Genomic DNA, 18656 nt, shown 5'->3' with positions numbered 1-18656 from the left:
TTGATCATCGTTGTGCGCCTTCGATTAGTTATTTACCGCTATGGCGCGTGACCGGCGTCACAGAACAGGGCCTGCTCGGCGACACCGCAGCCTTAGCGGCGGGCACTAGCGCATGAAGTCGAACAGCGTGAGCCGCGCCAGCATCGTGTAGGACTGCTGCGCGGCCTCGAGGCCGACCATCCGCAGGTTGAAACGGGAGATCGCCTCGGCGTAATCGAGGTCCTCGATTTCCGACAGCGTGCGATTCATCTCGAGCATCTCGGTCTCGCGCTGCGAGTCCTGGGCCTCGATCGTGTTCAGCCGGGCGCCGACACTGGAACGCACATCGGAGATGCGGTTCCCGGCCTGGTCGAGGTCGGCGAGTACGCGGCCGATCGCGCCGGCCTGCCGCGCGCGATCCGGGCCCGTGCTGGCAGGCTGCTCCAGCGCATCGGCGAGGCTTGAGTAGATCGCGAACATGTCCTGGCCCTCCGCCGGGCGCACCTCGAAGGTGTCGCCGGTAGCCGGCGCGCCGCTCAGGCGCATCGACAGGCCCTCGAACACGAGGGTCTCGCCGGGCGCGTAGCTGCCCGTGGCGGTGACCACCTCGATCGGGTTGCCGTCGCCGTCGAGCACGGGGTTGCCGTCGACATCGAGCTGCACCGCGGTCACTTCCCACGCGTCCGGCGCCGTGAAGCGCAATGTGCGCGGGTTACCGTCCCACAGGGCGGGCGACGGCACGCTGGTTTCCTGCACCACGCCGGAGCCGGTGTTGGCCGCCGACTCTGTGGCGACGAACCTGCCGTTACCCTCGACGATGCCCATGAACACGGCCTCGCCGGAGTCGCCGAGGCGCACCCGCTGGATGTCGCTGAGGGCGATGTCGCGCGTCTGCGCGGAACCGTTAAAGACGGCGCCCGCTGCTGTGGGCGAGAACGGGCGGTCGAGCGAGGCGATCCCGGCGAACATGTATTCGCCATTCCCGTCCCGCGTATTCGCGAGGTTGTAAAGCTGGTCGAGCTGCTGGCGCACCTCGGTGGCGATAGCGCGGCGCGTCTCGGGGGTCTGGGAGGCGTTGTTGCCCTGGATGGCGAGCTCGCGGACGCGCTGCATGCCGTCCATCACCTGGCCCAGCACTGCCTCTTCCTGGCGCAGGCGCGATTCGGCGACGCCGCCGTTGCGGCTGTACTGCTCGAGGCGCGCCATCGATTCCTTGAACTGCAGCGCCTGCACCGCGCCGCCCGGGTCGTCCGAGGGCGTCAGGATGCGCTTGCCGCTGGCCAGTTGCTGCTGGACCCGGCTGACCTCGGCCTGTTGGCGCTGGATCGAGTCGAGCCCGGTACCGTAGATCTGGGAGGTGGAAACGCGCATCGGCCTATCTCCTCACCGCGCCGAGCAGGGTGTCGAACATGTTGTTGGCGACCGAGATCACCTGCGCCGCGGCCTGGTAGGCCTGCTGGTAACGCAACAGGTTGGCCGCTTCCTCGTCAAGGTTCACGCCGGAGACGGAGTCGCGCTGGGCCTGCGAGTCCTCCAGCATCCGCCCCTGGGCGGCGGCGGACAGTTCCGCCTGGCGCGTCTTCACGCCGACGCTGGCCACCAGCTCGCTGTAGGAACCGGCAATGCTGCTCGTGCCGTTGGCGAGGACACGCTCGGTGGACAGGCCGGCCAGCGCCAGGGCATTGCGGTTATCGCCCGCCACGTTCGCGCCCGGGGTATCCGGGGGGAGGGCCGCGGCAAAGGCCCGCGGATCACTGATCGCGACGTCGAGCTGCGCGGCGGCGGTGCGCGTCGGGCGGATCTCGAAAGTATCGCCGGCGGCCGCGCCGGCCAGCCCGGCAAGATCGATCTCCAGGCCGTCCACAGCGATCGTGTCGCCGGGCGCGCCGGTGGCCAGCGGCGTCGGCGAGCCGGCGCGCGTGACCTGCCATTCAACGCCGTCGAAGTTGAGGCGATAGTCGCTGGTCGTCAGCGCCGCGGCGTCCGTGTAGCTCACGGTCGGTGCGCCGGTGGCGGTGTTGCCCCGCGCGCCCAGCACCTCGGCGTTGGGCAGCGTGAAGAACTGCCCGCCGGCGACACCGTCGAGGTCCACGCCCTGGGCGTGCAGCTCATTAAAGGACAACGCCAGGCCGACCGCGGTGCGGCCCAGCGCGTTCTGCGCGGGGTCGAGCAGGTCGCGGCGCACGTCGAGCAGCGCGCCGAGTTCGCCACCGGACAACAGTTCGGTGACGCGGATACTGGAGTTCGGGCTGGTGACGGCGACCTCCGTGCGCGTCGGGTCGGCGCCCGTGCGGGTCGCCACCAGCGTGGTGGCCTGGTTACCCACCACCAGGCTCTGGCCGGTGCCGATCAGCACGTTGACCGAGCCGTCGTCCTGCGGCAGGGTCTGCACGGAAATCTTCCCCGCCAGTTCCTCGAGCAGCGCGTCGCGCTGGTCAAGCAGGTCGTTCGGCGCGCTGCCCCGGCCCGAAGCCTCCGCGATCTGCTGGTTCAGCCCCGCGATGCCCTGTGCAAGGCTGTTGATGTCCGTGACGGCCGCACCGATCTGGCCTTCCACCAGCTGGCGCTGCTCGTCCATGCGCCGCTGCACGAAGGCGAAGCGATCGCCGAGCGCCTCGCCCTGGCTGATCAACACCTGGCGCGCGGTGGTCGAGGTCGGGTCGTTGGCGACATCCTGCACGGCGGCAAAAAACTGCTGCAGCACCGGCGACAGCCCGGCATCCGCGTCGGCGAGCAGGTTATCGGCGCGCTGGGCGTACTGGTAGAACACCTGCTGGCGGCCTGCGCCGGAGGTGTTGTCCATGAGCTGGCGCTGCACGAACTGGTCGGTGATCCGGTTCACGCCGTCGATATCGACGCCCTGGCCGAAGTACCCGGCGCCGGAGAACTGCGGAGTGCGCACGGCGAGATCCACCCGCTGGCGGCTGTAGCCCTCGGTGCCGACGTTCGCGATGTTGTGGCCGGTCGTGGACAGCGCCCGCTGGTAAGCCAGCAGGGCCGAGGTACCGATACCGAATACTCCGGAAGTCATCAGGTCGTCTCCTCACCGGCGGGGTGCGGCCGGACGCGCGCGATCCCGGGATCGCCCGTTTCAGGGGTTATCGGCGGCTTCGCACCGAAACTGAATGGCGCCGGGGTGGCCGGGGCCGACAGACCGGGCAGGCCGCGCTCGAGAATCCCCAGGATCTTGTCGGCATAGGCCGGGTCCGTGGCATAGCCGGCGGCCTGCAATTCACGCAGGTAAGCCTCGGGCGTGGGCGCATCCAGCGCCTTGCGGTAGCGCGGATGATCGCCGATCAGGCGGGCATAATCCGCGAAACTGGAGGCTTCGTCGGCGTAACCGCGAAATGCGGCCATCTCGCGACGCGCCACGCCGTCGCGATATTCGAGGGTCGAGACCTTCACCCGGGCGCCGTCCCAGCCGCCGGTCGCCTTGATGCCGAACAGGTTGTTGCTCGGCTGGCCGTGGGCATCACGCATCTCGTGACGACCCCAGCCGGTCTCCAGCGCGGATTGGGCGATCAGGACTTCTGGCGCAATGCCGAGCCGAGCCGCTGCCCGCTGCGCATGTGGCAAAAGGCGTTGCACGAAAGCCGCCGGGTCGCCGCGCTCGGCGGGGGCGCCGGACGGCGCTGCGCCCTGGATATTCGCCGGACGTGCCGGCAAACGCTCGGTCGGAAAATGCAGCGGTTGCGCCATCTTCGCGGGATCCATGCCCTGCGGCAGCAGCTGGCGCTCGATCGCATCGGCGATCCCCAGCCCGCCGCGCCGGGCCATGGCCAGCGACAGCTGCTGGTCGTGCATCTCCTCGTAGAGCTTCTGGCTTTCGCCGCCGCCGAACAGCCCGCTGTCGGTCGGCATGGCCTCGCGCATCTGCTTGACCATCATCTGCACGAACAGGGCCTCGAACTGCTCCGCCGTCTTGCGCGCCGCCGAGGCGTCGCCCGCACGCGCCGAACGACGGAGCTCGGCGAGGTCCGCCGTGCCGGTCGTGTCGGTGATCGCGTGGAGGCTCATCGGGCGGCCGCGCTCAGATGATGATCAGCTCGGCGCGCAGCGCGCCGGCCTGGTGGAGTGCTTCGAGAATCGCGATCAGGTCACCGGGCGCCGCCCCGACCTGGTTCACCGCGCGCACGATCTCGTCGAGCGAGGCGCCGGGGCCGAAGGGGAACATGCGGCCGTCGCCCTCGGTGATCTGGACTTCGCTCTGCGGCACGACCACGGTCTCGCCGCCGCGCGAGAAGGGCTCGGGCTGCGACACCGCGAAGCTCTCGGAAATCGTGACCGAAAGCCCGCCGTGGGCCACGGCCGCGGCCAGCACCTTCACGCCGCCGCCCATTACGATGGTGCCGGTGCGGGAATTGACGATCACGCGCGCCGGTGGATCGCCGGGGCGCACGGTGAGGTTTTCCAGCCAGGACATGAAGCCGACGCGCTGGCCGGGGTCCATCGGCGCGCGCACCCGCACGGAGGTGGCGTCCACCGGGTTGGCGAGCTTGTCGCCGAGCGCCTCGTTGACCGCCTCGGCCAGGCGGAAGGCGGTGGTGAAATCGGCGCTGCGCAGGTTGAGCACGATGCTGTCGGTCGCGTTGAAGCCCGAGGGCACGATGCGCTCGACCGTGGCGCCGCCCGGGATCCGGCCGGCGCTGGGCACGTTCACGGAAATACTTGAGCCGTCGCGGCCCTCAGCGCCGAAGCCGCCGACCACCAGGTTGCCCTGGGCGATGGCGTAGACCTCGCCGTCGGCGCCCTTCAGCGGGGTCATCAGCAGCGCGCCGCCGCGCAGGCTCTTGGCGTTGCCGATCGACGAGACGGTGATGTCGAGTTTCTGGCCGAGCTTGGCGAAGGCCGGCAGCTCGGCGTGGATCGCCACCGCGGCGACGTTGTTGACCTGCAGATTGACGTTGCCCGGGATGGTCACGCCGAGCTGGCCGAGCATGTTGCGCAGGCTCTGGGCCGTGAACGGCGCCTGGGTGGTCTGGTCGCCGGTGCCGGTGAGGCCCACCACCAGGCCGTAGCCGACCAGCTGGTTGGTACGGACCCCGGCGACGTCGGCGAGGTCCTTGATGCGTTCTTCGGCCTGGGCCGGCTGCGCGGCGAAGCCGGCCAGCAGCACCAGGAGAAGGGAGGAACAAAAAGCTTTCATGGGATGCCTCCGGCGCCTCAGAAGGGCCAGATCGGACTGCTGAAGAAACGGGTCAGCCAGCCGGGTGAGCTGGTCTGCGCCACCACGCCGGTGCCGCCGTAGGCGACCTGCGCATCGGCCACCTGGGTGGACAGCACGGAGTTGTCGGGGCGGATGTCCACCGGCCGGACGATGCCGCGCAGCCGGATGTATTCCTTGCCCTGGTTGATCTTGACCCACTTCTCGCCCTGGATGACGAGATTGCCGTTGGGCAGCACTTCCGCCACGGTGACGGTGATCGAGCCTTCGAGCTGGTTGCTCTGCGCCGAGTCGCCTTCGCCGCCGAAGGAGCGCGTCATGCCGACCTCGTTGTTGAGGATCGGCACGCCGTCGCGCGTCACGGGACTGCCGCCGAGGATCGGGTCGGTGATCGACAGGTCGCTGTCCTTGGAGGTGGTGGTGTTCGCCGACTTGCGGGCGTCGGTGCGCTCCGAAAGCATGACGGTGAGAATGTCGCCGACGCGCCGGGCCTTGAAATCCTCGAACAGGGTCGCCGCGCTGGCCGCCTGGAAAATGGCGCCGTGGTTGGCCTCCGCCGGCACGGGCTGGGCGGGCTGCACCGGGCGATACTCCGGGTGGTCGCCGCGCGTCACCGGGGGCAGCGTCGCGGCGCACCCGGTCAGCACGAGGCCGGCGGACAGTGCGGCGGCGGCTTTCAGGACGGTCCGGGCGGCCATCGCTAGCGTCCCAGCTGGCTGCTGGCGAACTGCAGCATCTGGTCGGCCGTGGAAATCGCCTTGGAACTGATCTCGTAGGCGCGCTGCGTCTCGATCATGTTCACCAGCTCTTCCACGGTGTTGACGTTGGAGCCCTCGAGCGTGCCCTGGATGAGCCCGCCGAGACCGTTCAGGCCGGGGTTGCCGACCTGCGGCGAGCCGCTGGCGGCCGTCTCGATGAACAGGTTCTCGCCGGTCGGCTGCAGGCCCGCCGGGTTGATGAAATCGGCCAGCTGGATCGTGCCGACCTGCACGGGGGCAACGCTGCCCGGCACTGCGGCGGTGACGATGCCGTCGCGGCTGATGCTGACGCTCTGGGTGTTCTGCGGCAGCACGATGCCCGGCTGCAGCTCGTAGCCGCTGGCGGTGACGAAGCGGCCCTCGCTGTCGATCTTCATCGAGCCGTCGCGCGAGTAGGCCTGCGTGCCGTCGGGCATCAGCACCTGCAGGAAGCCGCGGCCGTCGATGGCCACGTCCAGCGAGTTGCCGGTCTGCACCAGGTTGCCCTGGGTGAACATCTTCTCCGTGGCCACCGTGCGCACGCCCGTGCCGAGCATCAGCCCGGAGGGCAGCTGCGTGTCCTGCGAGGACTGCGCGCCCGCCTGGCGAACGTTCTGGTAGATGAGGTCCTCGAACACGGCGCGGCCTTTCTTGAAGCCCGTCGTGTTGACGTTCGCGAGGTTGTTCGAAATGACGGACATGCGCGTCTGCTGCGCGTCGAGTCCGGTCTTGGCAATCCACAGGGCCTGGTTCATAGCCTCTTTCTCCTGTTCATCCGGCGCGTCAGCTCATCCGCAACAATTGCGACGAGGCGCGATCGGCTTCTTCGGCGGCGGTCATCATCTTCACTTGGAGCTCGAACTGGCGGGACAGCTGGATCATGTCCACCAGCGCCCCGACGGTATTGACGTTGCTGCCCTCGAGCACGCCGGTGCGCAGGCGCACCGCGGCGTCCGGCGGCGCGACCGTGCCCGGCTCCGGACGGACCAGGCCGTCTTCGCCGCGGCGCAGCGTGGCCGGGTCGGGGTTCACGAGGCGGATGCGCTCGATGGTGGCCAGCGCATTGGCCGGCTGGCCGAGCGGCTGGATGGTCACGGTGCCGTCGCCGCCGATCTCGAGTTTCTCGAAGGGCGGCAGCGCGATCGGCCCGCCCTCGCCCATCACCGGATGCCCGGCGCCGTTGGTCAGGCGGCCGAGCGGATCCACCCGCAGGTCGCCGGCCCGGGTGTAGCCTTCGCCGCCGTCGGGCGCCTGCACCGCGATCCAGCCCTCGCCCTCGATGGCGATGTCGAGCTCGCGCCCGGTGGTCTGCAATGACCCGGGCGTCAGGTCCGCGAGCCGGTCGAGGCCCATGGAGTAGGCGCGGGCCGGATGGCCCGGCCCCTCGACGTCCAGGGTCTGCGCCTGCTGCAGGCTCGCCTTGAAGCCGATGGTGTTGGCGTTGGCGAGGTTGTGGCTCACCCCCGCCTGCGCGAGCATCGTCTCGCGCGCCCCGGTCATGGCCAAAAAGATCATCCGGTCCATTTACTTCGCCTAGCGGAGGTTGATGATGGTCTGGGTGACGGTGTCGGCCGTGCTGATCACCTGCGCGTTCGCCTGGAAGTTGCGCTGCGCGGTGATCAGGCCGACGAGCTGCGCCGCGAGGTCCACGTTGGAACCCTCGAGGCCGCCCGACTGGATCGCGCCGAAGTTGCCGCTGCCCGCCGAACCGAGCACGACTTCGCCGGCGCCGAAGGACGCGCCCCAGGCGTTGTTGCCGAATTGCTGCAGGCCCTGCGGGTTCGGGAAGTTGGCGAGCGCGACCTGGCCGAGCGCGGTGGACTGGCCGTTCGTGAAGCGCGCCTGGATCACGCCCGTGTCGCTGATCTCGATGCTCGACAGGCGCCCCGTGGTGAAGCCGTCCTGGCGCAGCGCGCTGACGTTGCTCACCGCGCCGAACTGCGTGGCGGTCGTGAAATCGAACTCCATGTCGAGCAGGTCCGCACCGTTGCCCGGGTCGTGCGTGCCGAAGCTGACGGCGCCCGCCGGGGTGGCGACGGTGCCGTCGGCATTGAAAGTGAGCGGCTCCGCGCCGCCGACGGCCGCGCCATCGACCGCCAGGTGGGATTCCCAGGACAGCGGCCCGGTGTTGCGGAAGTACAGGGTCGCCGTATGCGACTGGCCGAGCGAATCGTAGGTCGTCAGCGAGGTCGTGTAGTTGAAGGTCTCCGGATCGGAGGGGTCGAAGGGCAGCGCCGAGACGTCCGCAGCATTGGAGCTCAGGTTGAAGGTCGCATCGACCTCGGTGGTGGCCCGTGGCGGCGCCTCGCTGGCGTCGAGCTGCAGATCGTTCAGCACGCCGGTGCTGAAGCTCGTGCCCTCGGCATTGGCCGGCGGATAGGCCTGCAGGCGCTGGCCGGAGGGATTGACCACGAAGCCGTCGCGATCGACCTGGAAGGCCCCGGCGCGGCTGAACACCTGGCTGCCGCCGTCGGTGAGGACGAAGAAGCCCTGGCCGTTGAGGGCGAGGTCGAGGTTGTTGCCGGTGAAGTCGATGTTGCCCTGGCCGAATTGCTGCGTGACGCCGGACAGGCGCACGCCGGTACCGATGGCCGTGCTGGAGATGCCGCTGGAGGACGCGGCGAACACGTCGGCGAATTCCGCGCGCGACTGCTTGAAGCCGGTGGTGCTGGCGTTGGCGATGTTGTTGCCCGTGACCCGAAGGTCGGCGGAGGCGGCGTTCAAGCCGCTCAAGGCGGTTCTGAAAGGCATAGTCCTGTACTCCTGTTGGCGGCCGTCGGTGACGGCCCGCTACCTATGTGCGGCCGTTCAGCCGATCTGGCGGACCTTCTGGAGGTCCACGACGCCAAGCCCGGTCACGGTCAGTGACAGGGCACCCGAAAAACGATCGATGCTCACGCTTTCGACCTGGCCGCTGACCAGCGCCTCGAGGGCGACCGGTTCGCCGCCTGAGCGGCCGACCGCGCGGATCTCGTAGAAGCCCGGCGGCGCCTGCTCGCCCGCGTCGTTGGTGCCGTCCCAGCGGAACGCGGCGCGCTCGCCCGTCCCTTCGGCCGGCACCGTCGCCACGAGGCGGCCGGCGAAGTCGTAGACGCCCACCGTCACCTCGCCGAGCCCGGCGGGGTTCTGCACCGCACCGCTCACCGCCCCGCCCGGCTGCAGCCAGGCTTCCTGGGCGGGAACGTAGACGGAACGGCCCACGAGGCCGGCCGCCTGCAGCGCCTGGTTGCCCTGCATGGAGCCCGACAGGCTCTCGAAAGAGGCCTGCAGGTCGGAGATGCCGGACACCGTGCCGAACTGGGCCAGCTGGCCGAGGAATTCCCCGCTTTCCAGCGGCTTGAAGGGATCCTGGTTGCGCAGCTGCGCGACCATCAGCTCCAGGAACTGCTCCTGGCCGAGCTCCTCGTTCGACTTGGCGTCGGCCTTCGGCGCGCGCGCCAGCCCGGCCTGTTCGAGAGTTGTTGCGTCTATGCCTGCCATGTCGTTCAGCCCCGTCCGAGCTGCAGGGTGCGCAGCATCAGTTCTTTGGTGGTGGTCAAAACGTCGACGCTGCTGGAGTAGCTGCGCGACGCGGAAATCATGTCGGCCATCTGCTCGACGGTGTTCACCGCCGGGAGGTAGATGTAGCCGTTCTCGTCGGCCAGCGGGTGGCCCGGTTCGTGGCGCGCAATGGCCGGCGCCTGGCTCTCGACGATGCCCGCGATCCGGACGCTGGCGGCGGGCTGGCCGGTGGACTGGCCCGCGCCGGTCGCCTCCTGCAGCACCGTGGCGAACACCGGGTGCCGGGCGCGGTAGGCCGCTTCCGGGGTGGTGCTCGCGGTATCGGCATTCGCCAGGTTGCTGGCGATGGTGTTGAGCCGCGTGGTCTGGGCGCTCAACGCCGAACCGGAGATGTCGAAGATCTTGCTGAGGTTCATGGATTACTCCCCCTTGAGCGCTTTACGCAGCCCGCTGAGCCGGCTGTTGATGAAATCGAGCGAGGCCTGGTAGCGCACGGCGTTCTCGGCGAACACGGCGTGTTCCTGCTGGGTGTCCACGGTGTTGCCGTCCAGCGAGGCGTGGTTCGGCACGCGGTACAGCGCATCACCGCCGAGTCCGCCGGCGGCGGGCGTCGTCGCGATGTGCCCCGCCCGGGTCGTCGTGATCCGCGCGGCGGCCTGGTCGTTGCTGGCCTGGTTCAGCAGGGCACGGAAATCGAGGTCGCGCGCCTTGTAGCCGGGCGTGTCGGCGTTGGCGATGTTCGACGCCAGCAACTCCAGGCGCCGCGAGGCGACCTCGAGGGCCTGCGTGTGGATGCCTAGGGCGCGATCCGTAATTGAACTCATGCTCGCTGTCCTCCGGTCTGCCCGTTGACGGACGGGCTCGGCGGAACTGATGCAAACGACGTGCCAAAGCCCCGGAAACCCCCGGAACGCGTTGTTTTTTCTAGGCCGAGTCGGGGCGAGCGGGCCGCAGGAGCGGCGTGGCGACGGTTTTTTGACGGGAATGCGGCGGCGCGGGGCGGCGACGGTGACCAGCGCTTGCCGCCGGGGCGGCAAGGGCTTGCCGCCCGGCGAAGGCTAGGCCGGGAGTGCGAGGTGCTCGATCACGGCGGCGGCGAGCTCCTCGGGACGGAACTTGGCGAGGAAGCGATCGGCGCCGGAATTGCGCGCGCGATCCTCGTTCGAGCGGCCGCTGAGCGAGGAATGCAGCAGGATCTTCAGCTTGGCCATGCGCCCGTCCTGGCGCACGCTGGAGACGAGCCCGTAGCCGTCCATCTCGGGCATCTCGATGTCGGAGATCAGGATGCTGACGCGATCCTCGAGGGGGCCGAGCTCGGCCCAGGTGCGCAGCTGCTCGAGGGCCTCGCGACCATTGTTCTTCAGCACGCAGTCCACGCCGATGGAGCGCATGGCGCGCTGCACCTGGCCGCGCGCCACGGCGGAATCGTCCACCACGAGCACCGGCGGCAGGTTCTCCGGCAGGCGGTCGCGGGCGCTCTCGACCGTCCTGATCGGCATCTCCGCCTCGGCGCGCGACAGCATGGCGAGGACGCGCTCCACGTCCAGGATCTCGACCATCTCGCCGTCGAGGCTGGTCATCGCGGTGACGAAACCCGGCCCGCCCTTGCCCGGCGGGGCGCGGACGGCGTCCCAGCGCGTCGAAATGATCCGCTCCACGCCGCTGACCAGCATGCCCTGCTGCGCGCGGCTGAATTCCGTGAGGATCACGTAGCGCTCCGGGGTCGGCTCGACCGGCGCCTGGCCAATGGCATGGCCGAGGTCGATCACCGGCACCGCGTGGCCCCGCAGCGACGCGATGCCGGCGACGACCTCATGTGAGCCCGGCATGCGCCGCAACGGCGGGCAATGCACGACCTCGGTCACCTTATAGACGTTGATGCCGTAGAGCTGCTCGTCCGCGAGGCGGAACAGCAACAGCTCCAGCGGCGGCGACTGGGTCTCCGGCGAAACCTGGGACAGCGACCGTGGCATGGGACCTCACAGATGGATGGGCCTTCATTGTGTCGGCGCGGCCGGCGATTTCTTGAGGTTCGCCCGGGCCGACGGATGGCGCCGGGAATCGCTTGGTATGGACCTTGCATGATCACTGGTCAACGTCTTGTTGCGACAGAAAACCGACGCAGGCCATGATGAACATTTGCCGAAGCCTCCTTATATATGTGCTCGCCATGGCGGCCGTGCTGCCCGCGAGCGCCGTCGCGGCGACGGCGATCCAGTCGCTGGACTCGATCGCGGCGGCCGCCTCGCAACGACTGCATGCCGAAGCCGATGCCCACTGGCGCGGCGACGACGCCGTTACCGTCGGCGTCAGTGTCGGCCGGCTGGACGCCCGGCTGCGCCTGCCGGCCTGTTCCCTTCCGCTCGAGACGGACCTGCCGCCCGGCGCGCGGCCGCTCGGGCCGGTGGCGGTGGGGGTGCGCTGCACCACCCCGGCCTGGTCGCTGTTCGTGCCCGCGCGCGTGAGCGTCAACCGCCCGGTGGTGGTCATGGCGGTGTCGCGAAATCGCGGCGCGACACTGGACAAGGCCGACCTGGTGCTGGAGAACCGCGACCTGGCGACGCTGCCCGGCGGCTACCTGACCGACATCGAAGAACTGGTGGGCATGCAATTGCGTCGCACGGCGTCGGCGGGCATGGTGATGCTGCCCGGCATCGCGGCGGCGCCGGAACTGGTGCAGCGCGGCGAGCGCGTGGTCCTGCAGGCTGCCGGCGGCACCATCGCCGTGCAGGTCGAGGGCGAGGCCCTGGCCAGCGGCGCGCTCGGCGAGCGGGTGCGGGTGCGCAACCTGGCCACCCGGCGGGTCGTGGAGGGCACCGTGGGCGGAGAAGGACTCGTGATCATGGGACTGGCGGGCCTGGGCCGCGTCCGGTGATCGACATGACGGCTAAAGTTATCTCGGAAAATGCCGATACCATGCTCGTGGAGGCATTTTATGCGAGTTCGAGGCCGTACCGATGACTAATGACATCAAGGGTTTAAACCCGATGGAACCGCGCCGGAGCGGCGGGGTGCTCAATGGCGGAGGCGCCGGAAAACCGGCGAGCCAGCCGGAGGCCGCCGGCCGGGAAGGCACGGGCGAAAAAGTCACACTGACGGAAACTGCGCAAAAATTCGCCAACCTGTCCGCCGAGGCCGCCAAGGGCTCGGAAGTTGACGAAGCGAGGGTCGCGCAGCTGCGCTCCGCCATCGATTCCGGCCAGTACCAGCCGGACCCGGTCGCGATCGCCGATGCACTGATCCGCTTCGAGAAGGCAGGCTGACCACATAACGGAGAATGACATGAGCGACGGTACGGAGATCGGCGGCGAGCGCCAGCAGGGCTCACCTTCGCTGCGACGCTGCGCCGACGTGTTCGATGCCCTCGAGTCCACCCTGCTGGATGAACAGCAGGCGCTGCTCGATCGCGATCCCGAGGTCCTCTTGGCCGTCGCCGAACGCAAGCGGGCCCTGTTGCTCGAGTTGCAGCAGATCGCGGCGTCGCTCGTGGAATTGCCTGGCGCTGCGCCTGCATTGCGGGAACGCCTCGAGGCGACATTCGCGCGTTGCCGCCAACTGAACCAGATCAACGGCGGCGTCGTGGCCGCCAGCCGCGGCGCGACCGAGAAGGCGCTCGCCCTGTTGCGGGGCGATCACGTCGCGGTCCCGTTGTACGACAGCCATGGCGACACCCGCGCCGCGGGAGGGTCCAGGTCCCTCGCGCAGGCCTGATCGGTCCCGGCGCCCGTCCATGGCCTCTCTCGAGGACAGGGTTCCTTTGGAACAAGGCGAATTTTCTGCCGTCCGCGACGAGCCCGCCGATAACGAGGCCGGCCGCACGAGTGCCGTGCAAGCCGAGTCCGCGGAGACGGTGCGCGACCCGGCAAGGATCGCCGGATTGCTGAGTGCGATCACTTTCCCGCCCCTGCTGCTCAACGTCGCGCTGCCCGGCGTGCGCGGGCTCTATACCAGCGCACTGTTGCAGGTGAACTCGAGCGGGGGGCGCCTGCTGCTGGACGGACTCAGCCCCGAGGATGGCCATGCCCGGATCGGGCCCGGCACGGTGATGCACGTGCACGGCAAGCTGCGCGGCGTGCAACTCGATTTCGCCACCCAGGTCATCGAGGTCCAGGCCGGCGACCGTCTCCCGGCCTACCTGGCCCGCATGCCCGGCTCCGTTCGCTATCACCAGCGCCGCCGGCATTTCCGCGTCCTCACCGGACACCTGAACGACTATTCCACGGTGATCCTCGGCCCTGGCGGTGGCGGCCTGCGCGGCCGGTTGCTGGACTTGTCCGCCGGCGGGCTGAACGTGATGTTTCCGCGCAACCCGGGCCTGGAGTCGGGCGCGGTGATTAGCGGCTGCCTGCTGAACTTCCTCGGCGAGCAGCAAGTGGAATGCAGTCTCGAACTGGTTCACCTGCATCCTGCGCCGCTGACCGGCGAACTGAAAGTCGGCGCCCGCTTCGTCAAGGACACCGACCAGCGGACGGAGCGGCTGCAAAAACTGCTCACCCGGCTGCAGCGCGAGCAGCTGCGCCACCGCCTGCCCGGGTAGATACACGCCAACCCTAAAGAGATGGCGCGCCATGCCGATAGGTCTAAGGAACCCGTACATTGGATTCCCCGGCATGAAGTCCCTCAAGCTCCCGGCAGACCTCCGCATCCAGTCGGCAACGGCGTTGCGCGACCGGTTGTCGGTGGCGCTCGAAGGGAGCGGGCCCCTGCGTTTGCAAGGCGGCGCCGTGGCACGGCTGGACACCGCGGGCCTCCAATTGCTGGCCGCCGCGGCACAGGAGGCCACACGGCGGGGGCGCGAATTGCGCCTCGCGGCGCCGAGCGCCCCGCTGGCCGAAGGGCTCGAACGCCTGGGTCTCGACGATTTTTTCTCCCATTCGGACAAGCAAGGCGGCCGTGCGCGGTCGCAGGGTAAAAACTGATGGCAACGATTCTCGCCGTAGACGATTCCACCTCGATGCGACAGATGCTCGCGTTCACGCTGCAACACGCCGGCCACGAAGTGCACGAGGCCGGTGACGGCCAGGCGGCACTGGATCTCGCCAAGACGACCGCCATGGACCTGGTCATCTCGGACGTGAACATGCCGGTCATGGACGGCATCACGCTCGTCAAGTCGTTGCGTGCGCTGCCCGACTTCCGCTTCACCCCGATCCTGTTGCTGACCACCGAGGCCTCGCCCGAAAAGAAGATGGAAGGCAAGACGGCGGGCGCGACCGGCTGGATCGTCAAGCCGTTCAACCCGGAACAGCTGCTCGCCACCGTGCAAAGGGTACTGGGTTGATGCCATGAGCCTCGACGTCTCGCAATTCGTCGGCGTGTTCCTCGAGGAGAGCTTCGAGGGCCTCGACATCATGGAAGCCGGCCTCATCGATTTCCGCGAAGACGACCCCGAGGCCGTCAACGTGATTTTCCGTGCCGCGCACTCGATCAAGGGTGGCGCCGGCACCTTCGGTTTCCGGGAGGTGAGCGACTTCACCCACGGCGCCGAAACCCTGCTCGACCAGATCCGCCAGGGCGAGCGACGCATGAACACCGAGACCGGCGACACCCTGCTGGCCGCCGTGGACTGCATCCGCGAACTGCTGCGCGCCTCCAGCGAGGGCGGCGATCTCGATACCGAGAAAGTGGTCACCACGCGGGCCGCGATCGAGAACATGCTCGGCAAGACGCCCGATGCTGCGGCCGGCGAGACGGCGACAGCGCCGGCCGCCAACGCCGGCTGGCGTGTCGGCTTCAAGCCGAACCCGGAGTTAATGAAGACCGGCAACGACCCGCTGCGGCTGCTGACGGAGCTCGAGCGCCTCGGGCCGGTGAAAGTGGTCGCGGACGCCGCGGCCCTGCCGCCCCTGGGCGAACTGGATCCCGAAGCCTGTTACCTGAACTGGGATATCGAATTATCCGCCCCCGTCACCGAGGCAGAGGTGCGGGCGGTGTTCGAGTGGGTGGAAGACGAGTGCGAGCTCAGCGTGACGCCGCTCTCGCCCACCGCGGGCGAGGCGACGAAACAGGAATCCGCGCCGCCTCCGGGCGGGGCCGCGGGCGGCAGCGCCAACGGCGACGGCAAGCCGCCGGCCGCGAAGAACGGCGCAGCCGGCGAGAGCGGCAAGCGCCCCGATGCCGGGTCGATTCGCGTCGCCGTCGAGAAAGTCGATTCGCTCGTGAACCTCGTCGGCGAACTCGTCATCACCCAGTCGATGCTCACCCAAATGGGCAACGATCCGGGGGAGTTCGACCTGCTGCGTCTCGAGCAGTTGCGCGAAGGCTTGGGGCAACTCGAACGCCAGACGCGCGAGCTGCAGGAAGGCGTGATGGGCATCCGCATGCTGCCCATCAGTTTCATCTTCAGCCGCTTCCCGCGCGTGGTGCGCGACATGGCGGGGGCGCTCGGCAAGAGCGTGGAACTGCGCATGGAAGGCGAGGAGACCGAGCTCGACAAGGGCCTGATCGAGAAGCTCGCCGACCCGCTGACGCACCTGGTGCGCAACGCCATCGATCACGGCGTGGAGTCCACGGAACAGCGCAAGGCGGCAGGCAAGCCGGCCGCCGGGCAGATTTCGCTCAAGGCCTACCACCAGGGCGGCAACATCGTGGTGGAGGTCGCCGACGATGGCGCCGGGCTGGACCGCGCCAGGCTGCTGGCCAAGGCCGAAAGCCAGGGCATGGCGGTCAGCGAGAATATGAGCGACCGCGAAGTGTGGGCGCTGATTTTCGCCGCCGGCTTCTCGACCGCTGACAAGGTCACCGACATCTCCGGCCGCGGGGTCGGCATGGACGTGGTGCGCCGGAACATCGAGGCGGTGAACGGCCGGGTGGAAATCGAATCCACCTACGGCAAGGGGACGCGCATCATCCTGCGCCTGCCCCTGACGCTCGCCATCCTGGACGGCATGTCCGTGCGGGTCGGCGACGAGACCTACATCCTGCCGATGACTGCGATCCTCGAAAGCATCCAGCCGAAACCGGAGCAGCTTTCGAGCATTGCCGGCAAAGGCCGCGTCGTACACCTGCGCGGCGACTACCTGCCGCTGATGGCCCTGCACGAGGCGTTCAACATCGATGCCAGGGCCCAACGCGCCGAGGACGGCATCGTCATCGTCGTGGCCACCAGCGACGGTCGCGCGGCATTGCTCGTGGACGAGCTGGTCGCCCAGCACCAGGTCGTCATCAAGAGCCTGGAAACGAATTACCGCAAGGTGCCCGGCGTGTCCGGCGCGACGATCATGGGAGACGGCAAGGTCGCCCTGATCCTCGACGTCGACATGCTGTTGCGCCTGCGGCGGATGCACTAGAAACCCGATGGACCCGAACGCAAGGAAGACCACGATGAGCCAGGATCTGAACCCGAATATTGCTGCCACCGATGATGCCCGCGAGTACCTCACGTTCCGGCTCGGCCAGGAAGAGTACGGCCTCAATATCCTGAACGTGCAGGAGATCCGCGGCTACGACGCTGTGACGAAGATCGCCAACTCGCCAGCCTTCCTCAAGGGCGTCATCAACATGCGCGGGGTCATCGTCCCGATCATCGACATGCGCATCCGTTTCAACCTCGGTGAAGCCACCTACAACGAGTTCACCGTCGTGATCATCCTCAACATCGGCAGTCGCGTCATCGGCATGGTCGTCGATGCCGTCTCCGACGTGACCTCGCTCAAGGCCGACCAGGTCCGCCCGGCGCCCGACTTCGGCAGCGTGCTCGACACGGCCTACATCGACGGCCTCGCCACCGTCGATGAACGCATGATCATCGTCATCGATATCGAAAAACTCATGACCGCCGAGGACATGGGCCTCGTCGACCAGGCAGCCGCCTGAACAATCGCTCAGGGAATAAAAAGTAATAAAGAGGATTATCCGATGTTTAGGAAGCTGACCATAAGCGCCCGCCTCTACGGCTTGATGGGCATTCTCTCGCTGACGCTTATCGGGGTCGGCATGGCCGGCATCAACGGCATGCAGAAGCTCACGGTCGACATGGAAGACATGTATCAATTGAATCTCAAGGGCTCCGCGAGCCTCGGAGAGATCGAAGTCTTGCTGAACCAGAACATCATCGAGATATTCGACGGCATGCAGCATGATCCGAGACTCGCGCAGACCTTTGCAGACGGCCACGGCGTCGACCGCCACGTCGGCAGAATGGAAGCGCGAACGGCCGAGATCAACCAGATCTTCGACACCTACGTGCGGGAGATGGTCGCAACTGACGCGGGTCGCCAGGCCGCCGCGGAACTCGACGCCGCACGCCAGGCATTCGTCAACGAGCACATGGCGCCCCTGGTCACCATGATGGAGAACGGTGACTACGATCGCGCCTCCCGGGCCCTCATTGCACGCACGCTGCCGGCATTCCGCGGCGAGGTCGTTCCCAGGATCGACGCCATGGTCGAGCAAAAAGCGGTATACGCGGGCGATCAGTACGAGCATGCGCTGGAGGAATACCAGGCGCAACGCTGGTTCACCATCATCGCCATCACGATCGGCGTGCTGCTGGCCGGCTTCCTCGGCTGGGTCGTGATCGCCCGGTCCTTTGCCCGTCCCGTGAACGAAGTCGTGGCGGCGGCCAACAAGATGGCCGCAGGTGACTTCGACTTCGAGGTCCACGCGGCCAACAGCGAGGACGAGGTCGGCAAGCTCGTCACCGCGGTGAACTCGGTACAGCACAGTGTGCAGGGCTTCATCGGCCAGATGTCCCACATGTCGTCCGAGCACGACAAGGGCGACATCGACGTGATGATCGCGGCCGAGGACTTCGAGGGCGACTACCGCACCATGGCCGAAGGCGTGAACGGCATGGTCAACGGCCACATCGCCGTGAAGAAGAAGGCCATGGCCTGCGTCGCCGAGTTCGGCCGCGGCAACTTTGAAGCCGAGCTGGAGAAGTTCCCCGGCAAGAAGCGCTTCATCAACGACACCATCGAGAAGGTCCGCGAGAACCTCAAGGCGCTGATCGTCGATGCCAACATGCTCTCCGAGGCCGCCCTGGCCGGCAAGCTCGCGACGCGTGCCGATGCCAAGCGCCATGAAGGCGACTTCCGCAAGATCGTCGAAGGCGTCAACGCTACCCTCGATGCGGTCGTCGTGCCGGTCAACGAGGTCAAGCGCGTCATGGTGGCGCTCAGTGAGGGCGACCTCACGCAGAAGATCCAGGGCAACTACCAGGGCGACTTCAAGGTCCTGCAGGAAGCCGTCGATGACTCCATCGACAAGCTCAACAGCCTGATCTCCGGCATCAAGGGCTCGGCAGATGCGATCAACACCGCCGCCAAGGAGAT

21 protein-coding genes are annotated in these 18656 nt (G+C 67.9%); 9 read left to right on the top strand and 12 right to left on the bottom strand.

Features of this window, described 5'->3' with window-relative positions; translation table 11 throughout:
• Positions 1 to 105 precede the first annotated feature (105 nt).
• From flgL to G6032_RS07535, 12 genes are all read right to left on the bottom strand, one after another.
• Positions 106 to 1350, bottom strand: coding sequence for a flagellar hook-associated protein FlgL (gene flgL, locus G6032_RS07590; protein WP_165281548.1), 1245 nt, complete (start codon positions 1348 to 1350; stop codon positions 106 to 108).
• A gap of 4 nt (positions 1351 to 1354) precedes the next feature.
• Positions 1355 to 3010, bottom strand: a complete 1656-nt coding sequence (gene flgK / locus G6032_RS07585; RefSeq protein ID WP_165281547.1) for a flagellar hook-associated protein FlgK — start codon at positions 3008 to 3010, stop codon at positions 1355 to 1357.
• The gene (gene flgJ, locus G6032_RS07580) at positions 3010 to 3996 is read right to left on the bottom strand and encodes a flagellar assembly peptidoglycan hydrolase FlgJ (protein WP_165281546.1); all 987 of its coding nucleotides are present in this window, start codon (positions 3994 to 3996) and stop codon (positions 3010 to 3012) included. Before flgJ ends, flgK begins: the two co-directional genes overlap by 1 nt.
• Before the next feature lie 13 nt (positions 3997 to 4009).
• The gene (locus G6032_RS07575) at positions 4010 to 5125 is read right to left on the bottom strand and encodes a flagellar basal body P-ring protein FlgI (protein WP_165281545.1); all 1116 of its coding nucleotides are present in this window, start codon (positions 5123 to 5125) and stop codon (positions 4010 to 4012) included.
• Between the two features lie 17 nt (positions 5126 to 5142).
• Complete coding sequence (gene flgH / locus G6032_RS07570; protein WP_165281544.1) at positions 5143 to 5841, bottom strand: flagellar basal body L-ring protein FlgH; 699 nt, start codon at positions 5839 to 5841, stop codon at positions 5143 to 5145.
• A gap of 2 nt (positions 5842 to 5843) precedes the next feature.
• Positions 5844 to 6635: a flagellar basal-body rod protein FlgG gene (gene flgG, locus G6032_RS07565; protein WP_165281543.1), complete on the bottom strand. Its 792-nt coding sequence runs from the start codon at positions 6633 to 6635 to the stop codon at positions 5844 to 5846.
• A 28-nt stretch (positions 6636 to 6663) separates the two neighbouring features.
• Complete coding sequence (locus G6032_RS07560) at positions 6664 to 7404, bottom strand: flagellar basal body rod protein FlgF (RefSeq protein WP_165281542.1); 741 nt, start codon at positions 7402 to 7404, stop codon at positions 6664 to 6666.
• A 9-nt stretch (positions 7405 to 7413) separates the two neighbouring features.
• The gene (gene flgE / locus G6032_RS07555; RefSeq protein ID WP_165281541.1) at positions 7414 to 8631 is read right to left on the bottom strand and encodes a flagellar hook protein FlgE; all 1218 of its coding nucleotides are present in this window, start codon (positions 8629 to 8631) and stop codon (positions 7414 to 7416) included.
• 57 nt (positions 8632 to 8688) lie between these two features.
• Positions 8689 to 9360: a flagellar hook assembly protein FlgD gene (locus G6032_RS07550; RefSeq protein WP_165281540.1), complete on the bottom strand. Its 672-nt coding sequence runs from the start codon at positions 9358 to 9360 to the stop codon at positions 8689 to 8691.
• A 5-nt stretch (positions 9361 to 9365) separates the two neighbouring features.
• The gene (flgC, locus tag G6032_RS07545) at positions 9366 to 9797 is read right to left on the bottom strand and encodes a flagellar basal body rod protein FlgC (RefSeq protein ID WP_165281539.1); all 432 of its coding nucleotides are present in this window, start codon (positions 9795 to 9797) and stop codon (positions 9366 to 9368) included.
• 3 nt (positions 9798 to 9800) lie between these two features.
• On the bottom strand, positions 9801 to 10205 hold the full coding sequence (flgB, locus tag G6032_RS07540; protein WP_165281538.1) for a flagellar basal body rod protein FlgB: 405 nt from the start codon (positions 10203 to 10205) through the stop codon (positions 9801 to 9803).
• A 234-nt stretch (positions 10206 to 10439) separates the two neighbouring features.
• Positions 10440 to 11354: a chemotaxis protein gene (locus G6032_RS07535; RefSeq protein ID WP_165281537.1), complete on the bottom strand. Its 915-nt coding sequence runs from the start codon at positions 11352 to 11354 to the stop codon at positions 10440 to 10442.
• A 158-nt stretch (positions 11355 to 11512) separates the two neighbouring features.
• On the opposite strand from G6032_RS07535, the gene flgA reads away from it, so the two are divergent.
• The 9 genes from flgA to G6032_RS07490 form a co-directional block, all read left to right on the top strand.
• Positions 11513 to 12256 carry a flagellar basal body P-ring formation chaperone FlgA gene (gene flgA, locus G6032_RS07530; protein WP_165281536.1) on the top strand — a complete coding sequence of 248 codons (744 nt, stop codon included), beginning with the start codon at positions 11513 to 11515 and terminating at the stop codon, positions 12254 to 12256.
• An 82-nt stretch (positions 12257 to 12338) separates the two neighbouring features.
• A complete protein-coding gene (gene flgM, locus G6032_RS07525; protein WP_165281535.1) occupies positions 12339 to 12644 on the top strand; it encodes a flagellar biosynthesis anti-sigma factor FlgM in 306 nt (101 codons plus the stop codon).
• A gap of 19 nt (positions 12645 to 12663) precedes the next feature.
• Entirely contained in the window at positions 12664 to 13092 is a 429-nt protein-coding gene (locus G6032_RS07520; protein WP_165281534.1) for a flagellar protein FlgN, read from the top strand.
• A 46-nt stretch (positions 13093 to 13138) separates the two neighbouring features.
• The gene (locus G6032_RS07515; protein ID WP_165281533.1) at positions 13139 to 13918 is read left to right on the top strand and encodes a flagellar brake protein; all 780 of its coding nucleotides are present in this window, start codon (positions 13139 to 13141) and stop codon (positions 13916 to 13918) included.
• A 73-nt stretch (positions 13919 to 13991) separates the two neighbouring features.
• Positions 13992 to 14300 carry an STAS domain-containing protein gene (locus G6032_RS07510; protein ID WP_165281532.1) on the top strand — a complete coding sequence of 103 codons (309 nt, stop codon included), beginning with the start codon at positions 13992 to 13994 and terminating at the stop codon, positions 14298 to 14300.
• On the top strand, positions 14300 to 14662 hold the full coding sequence (locus G6032_RS07505; protein ID WP_165281531.1) for a response regulator: 363 nt from the start codon (positions 14300 to 14302) through the stop codon (positions 14660 to 14662). Before G6032_RS07510 ends, G6032_RS07505 begins: the two co-directional genes overlap by 1 nt.
• A gap of 4 nt (positions 14663 to 14666) precedes the next feature.
• Positions 14667 to 16670, top strand: a complete 2004-nt coding sequence (locus G6032_RS07500; protein WP_165281530.1) for a chemotaxis protein CheA — start codon at positions 14667 to 14669, stop codon at positions 16668 to 16670.
• Positions 16671 to 16704: 34 nt separating this feature from the next.
• On the top strand, positions 16705 to 17196 hold the full coding sequence (locus G6032_RS07495; RefSeq protein WP_165281529.1) for a chemotaxis protein CheW: 492 nt from the start codon (positions 16705 to 16707) through the stop codon (positions 17194 to 17196).
• 42 nt (positions 17197 to 17238) lie between these two features.
• The coding region (locus G6032_RS07490) for a Tar ligand binding domain-containing protein (RefSeq protein WP_165281528.1) at positions 17239 to 18656 on the top strand (1418 nt) is incomplete at its 3' end.

The organism is Wenzhouxiangella sp. XN24, assembly GCF_011064545.1.
Taxonomy (GTDB): domain Bacteria; phylum Pseudomonadota; class Gammaproteobacteria; order Steroidobacterales; family XN24; genus XN24.
The sequence above is the reverse complement of the archived record's forward strand: the minus strand, read 5'-3'. Positions and strand labels throughout refer to the sequence as shown.

Bases quoted from the DNA above. Each gene is read 5' to 3' on its own strand.
- flgL (WP_165281548.1), bottom strand. From the start codon at position 1,350: ATGCGCGTTTCCACCTCCCAGATCTACGGTACCGGGCTCGACTCGATC.
- flgK (WP_165281547.1), bottom strand. From the start codon at position 3,010: ATGACTTCCGGAGTATTCGGTATCGGTACCTCGGCCCTGCTGGCTTAC.
- flgJ (WP_165281546.1), bottom strand. From the start codon at position 3,996: ATGAGCCTCCACGCGATCACCGACACGACCGGCACGGCGGACCTCGCC.
- G6032_RS07575 (WP_165281545.1), bottom strand. From the start codon at position 5,125: ATGAAAGCTTTTTGTTCCTCCCTTCTCCTGGTGCTGCTGGCCGGCTTC.
- flgH (WP_165281544.1), bottom strand. From the start codon at position 5,841: ATGGCCGCCCGGACCGTCCTGAAAGCCGCCGCCGCACTGTCCGCCGGC.
- flgG (WP_165281543.1), bottom strand. From the start codon at position 6,635: ATGAACCAGGCCCTGTGGATTGCCAAGACCGGACTCGACGCGCAGCAG.
- G6032_RS07560 (WP_165281542.1), bottom strand. From the start codon at position 7,404: ATGGACCGGATGATCTTTTTGGCCATGACCGGGGCGCGCGAGACGATG.
- flgE (WP_165281541.1), bottom strand. From the start codon at position 8,631: ATGCCTTTCAGAACCGCCTTGAGCGGCTTGAACGCCGCCTCCGCCGAC.
- G6032_RS07550 (WP_165281540.1), bottom strand. From the start codon at position 9,360: ATGGCAGGCATAGACGCAACAACTCTCGAACAGGCCGGGCTGGCGCGC.
- flgC (WP_165281539.1), bottom strand. From the start codon at position 9,797: ATGAACCTCAGCAAGATCTTCGACATCTCCGGTTCGGCGTTGAGCGCC.
- flgB (WP_165281538.1), bottom strand. From the start codon at position 10,205: ATGAGTTCAATTACGGATCGCGCCCTAGGCATCCACACGCAGGCCCTC.
- G6032_RS07535 (WP_165281537.1), bottom strand. From the start codon at position 11,354: ATGCCACGGTCGCTGTCCCAGGTTTCGCCGGAGACCCAGTCGCCGCCG.
- flgA (WP_165281536.1), top strand. From the start codon at position 11,513: ATGAACATTTGCCGAAGCCTCCTTATATATGTGCTCGCCATGGCGGCC.
- flgM (WP_165281535.1), top strand. From the start codon at position 12,339: ATGACTAATGACATCAAGGGTTTAAACCCGATGGAACCGCGCCGGAGC.
- G6032_RS07520 (WP_165281534.1), top strand. From the start codon at position 12,664: ATGAGCGACGGTACGGAGATCGGCGGCGAGCGCCAGCAGGGCTCACCT.
- G6032_RS07510 (WP_165281532.1), top strand. From the start codon at position 13,992: ATGAAGTCCCTCAAGCTCCCGGCAGACCTCCGCATCCAGTCGGCAACG.
- G6032_RS07505 (WP_165281531.1), top strand. From the start codon at position 14,300: ATGGCAACGATTCTCGCCGTAGACGATTCCACCTCGATGCGACAGATG.
- G6032_RS07500 (WP_165281530.1), top strand. From the start codon at position 14,667: ATGAGCCTCGACGTCTCGCAATTCGTCGGCGTGTTCCTCGAGGAGAGC.
- G6032_RS07495 (WP_165281529.1), top strand. From the start codon at position 16,705: ATGAGCCAGGATCTGAACCCGAATATTGCTGCCACCGATGATGCCCGC.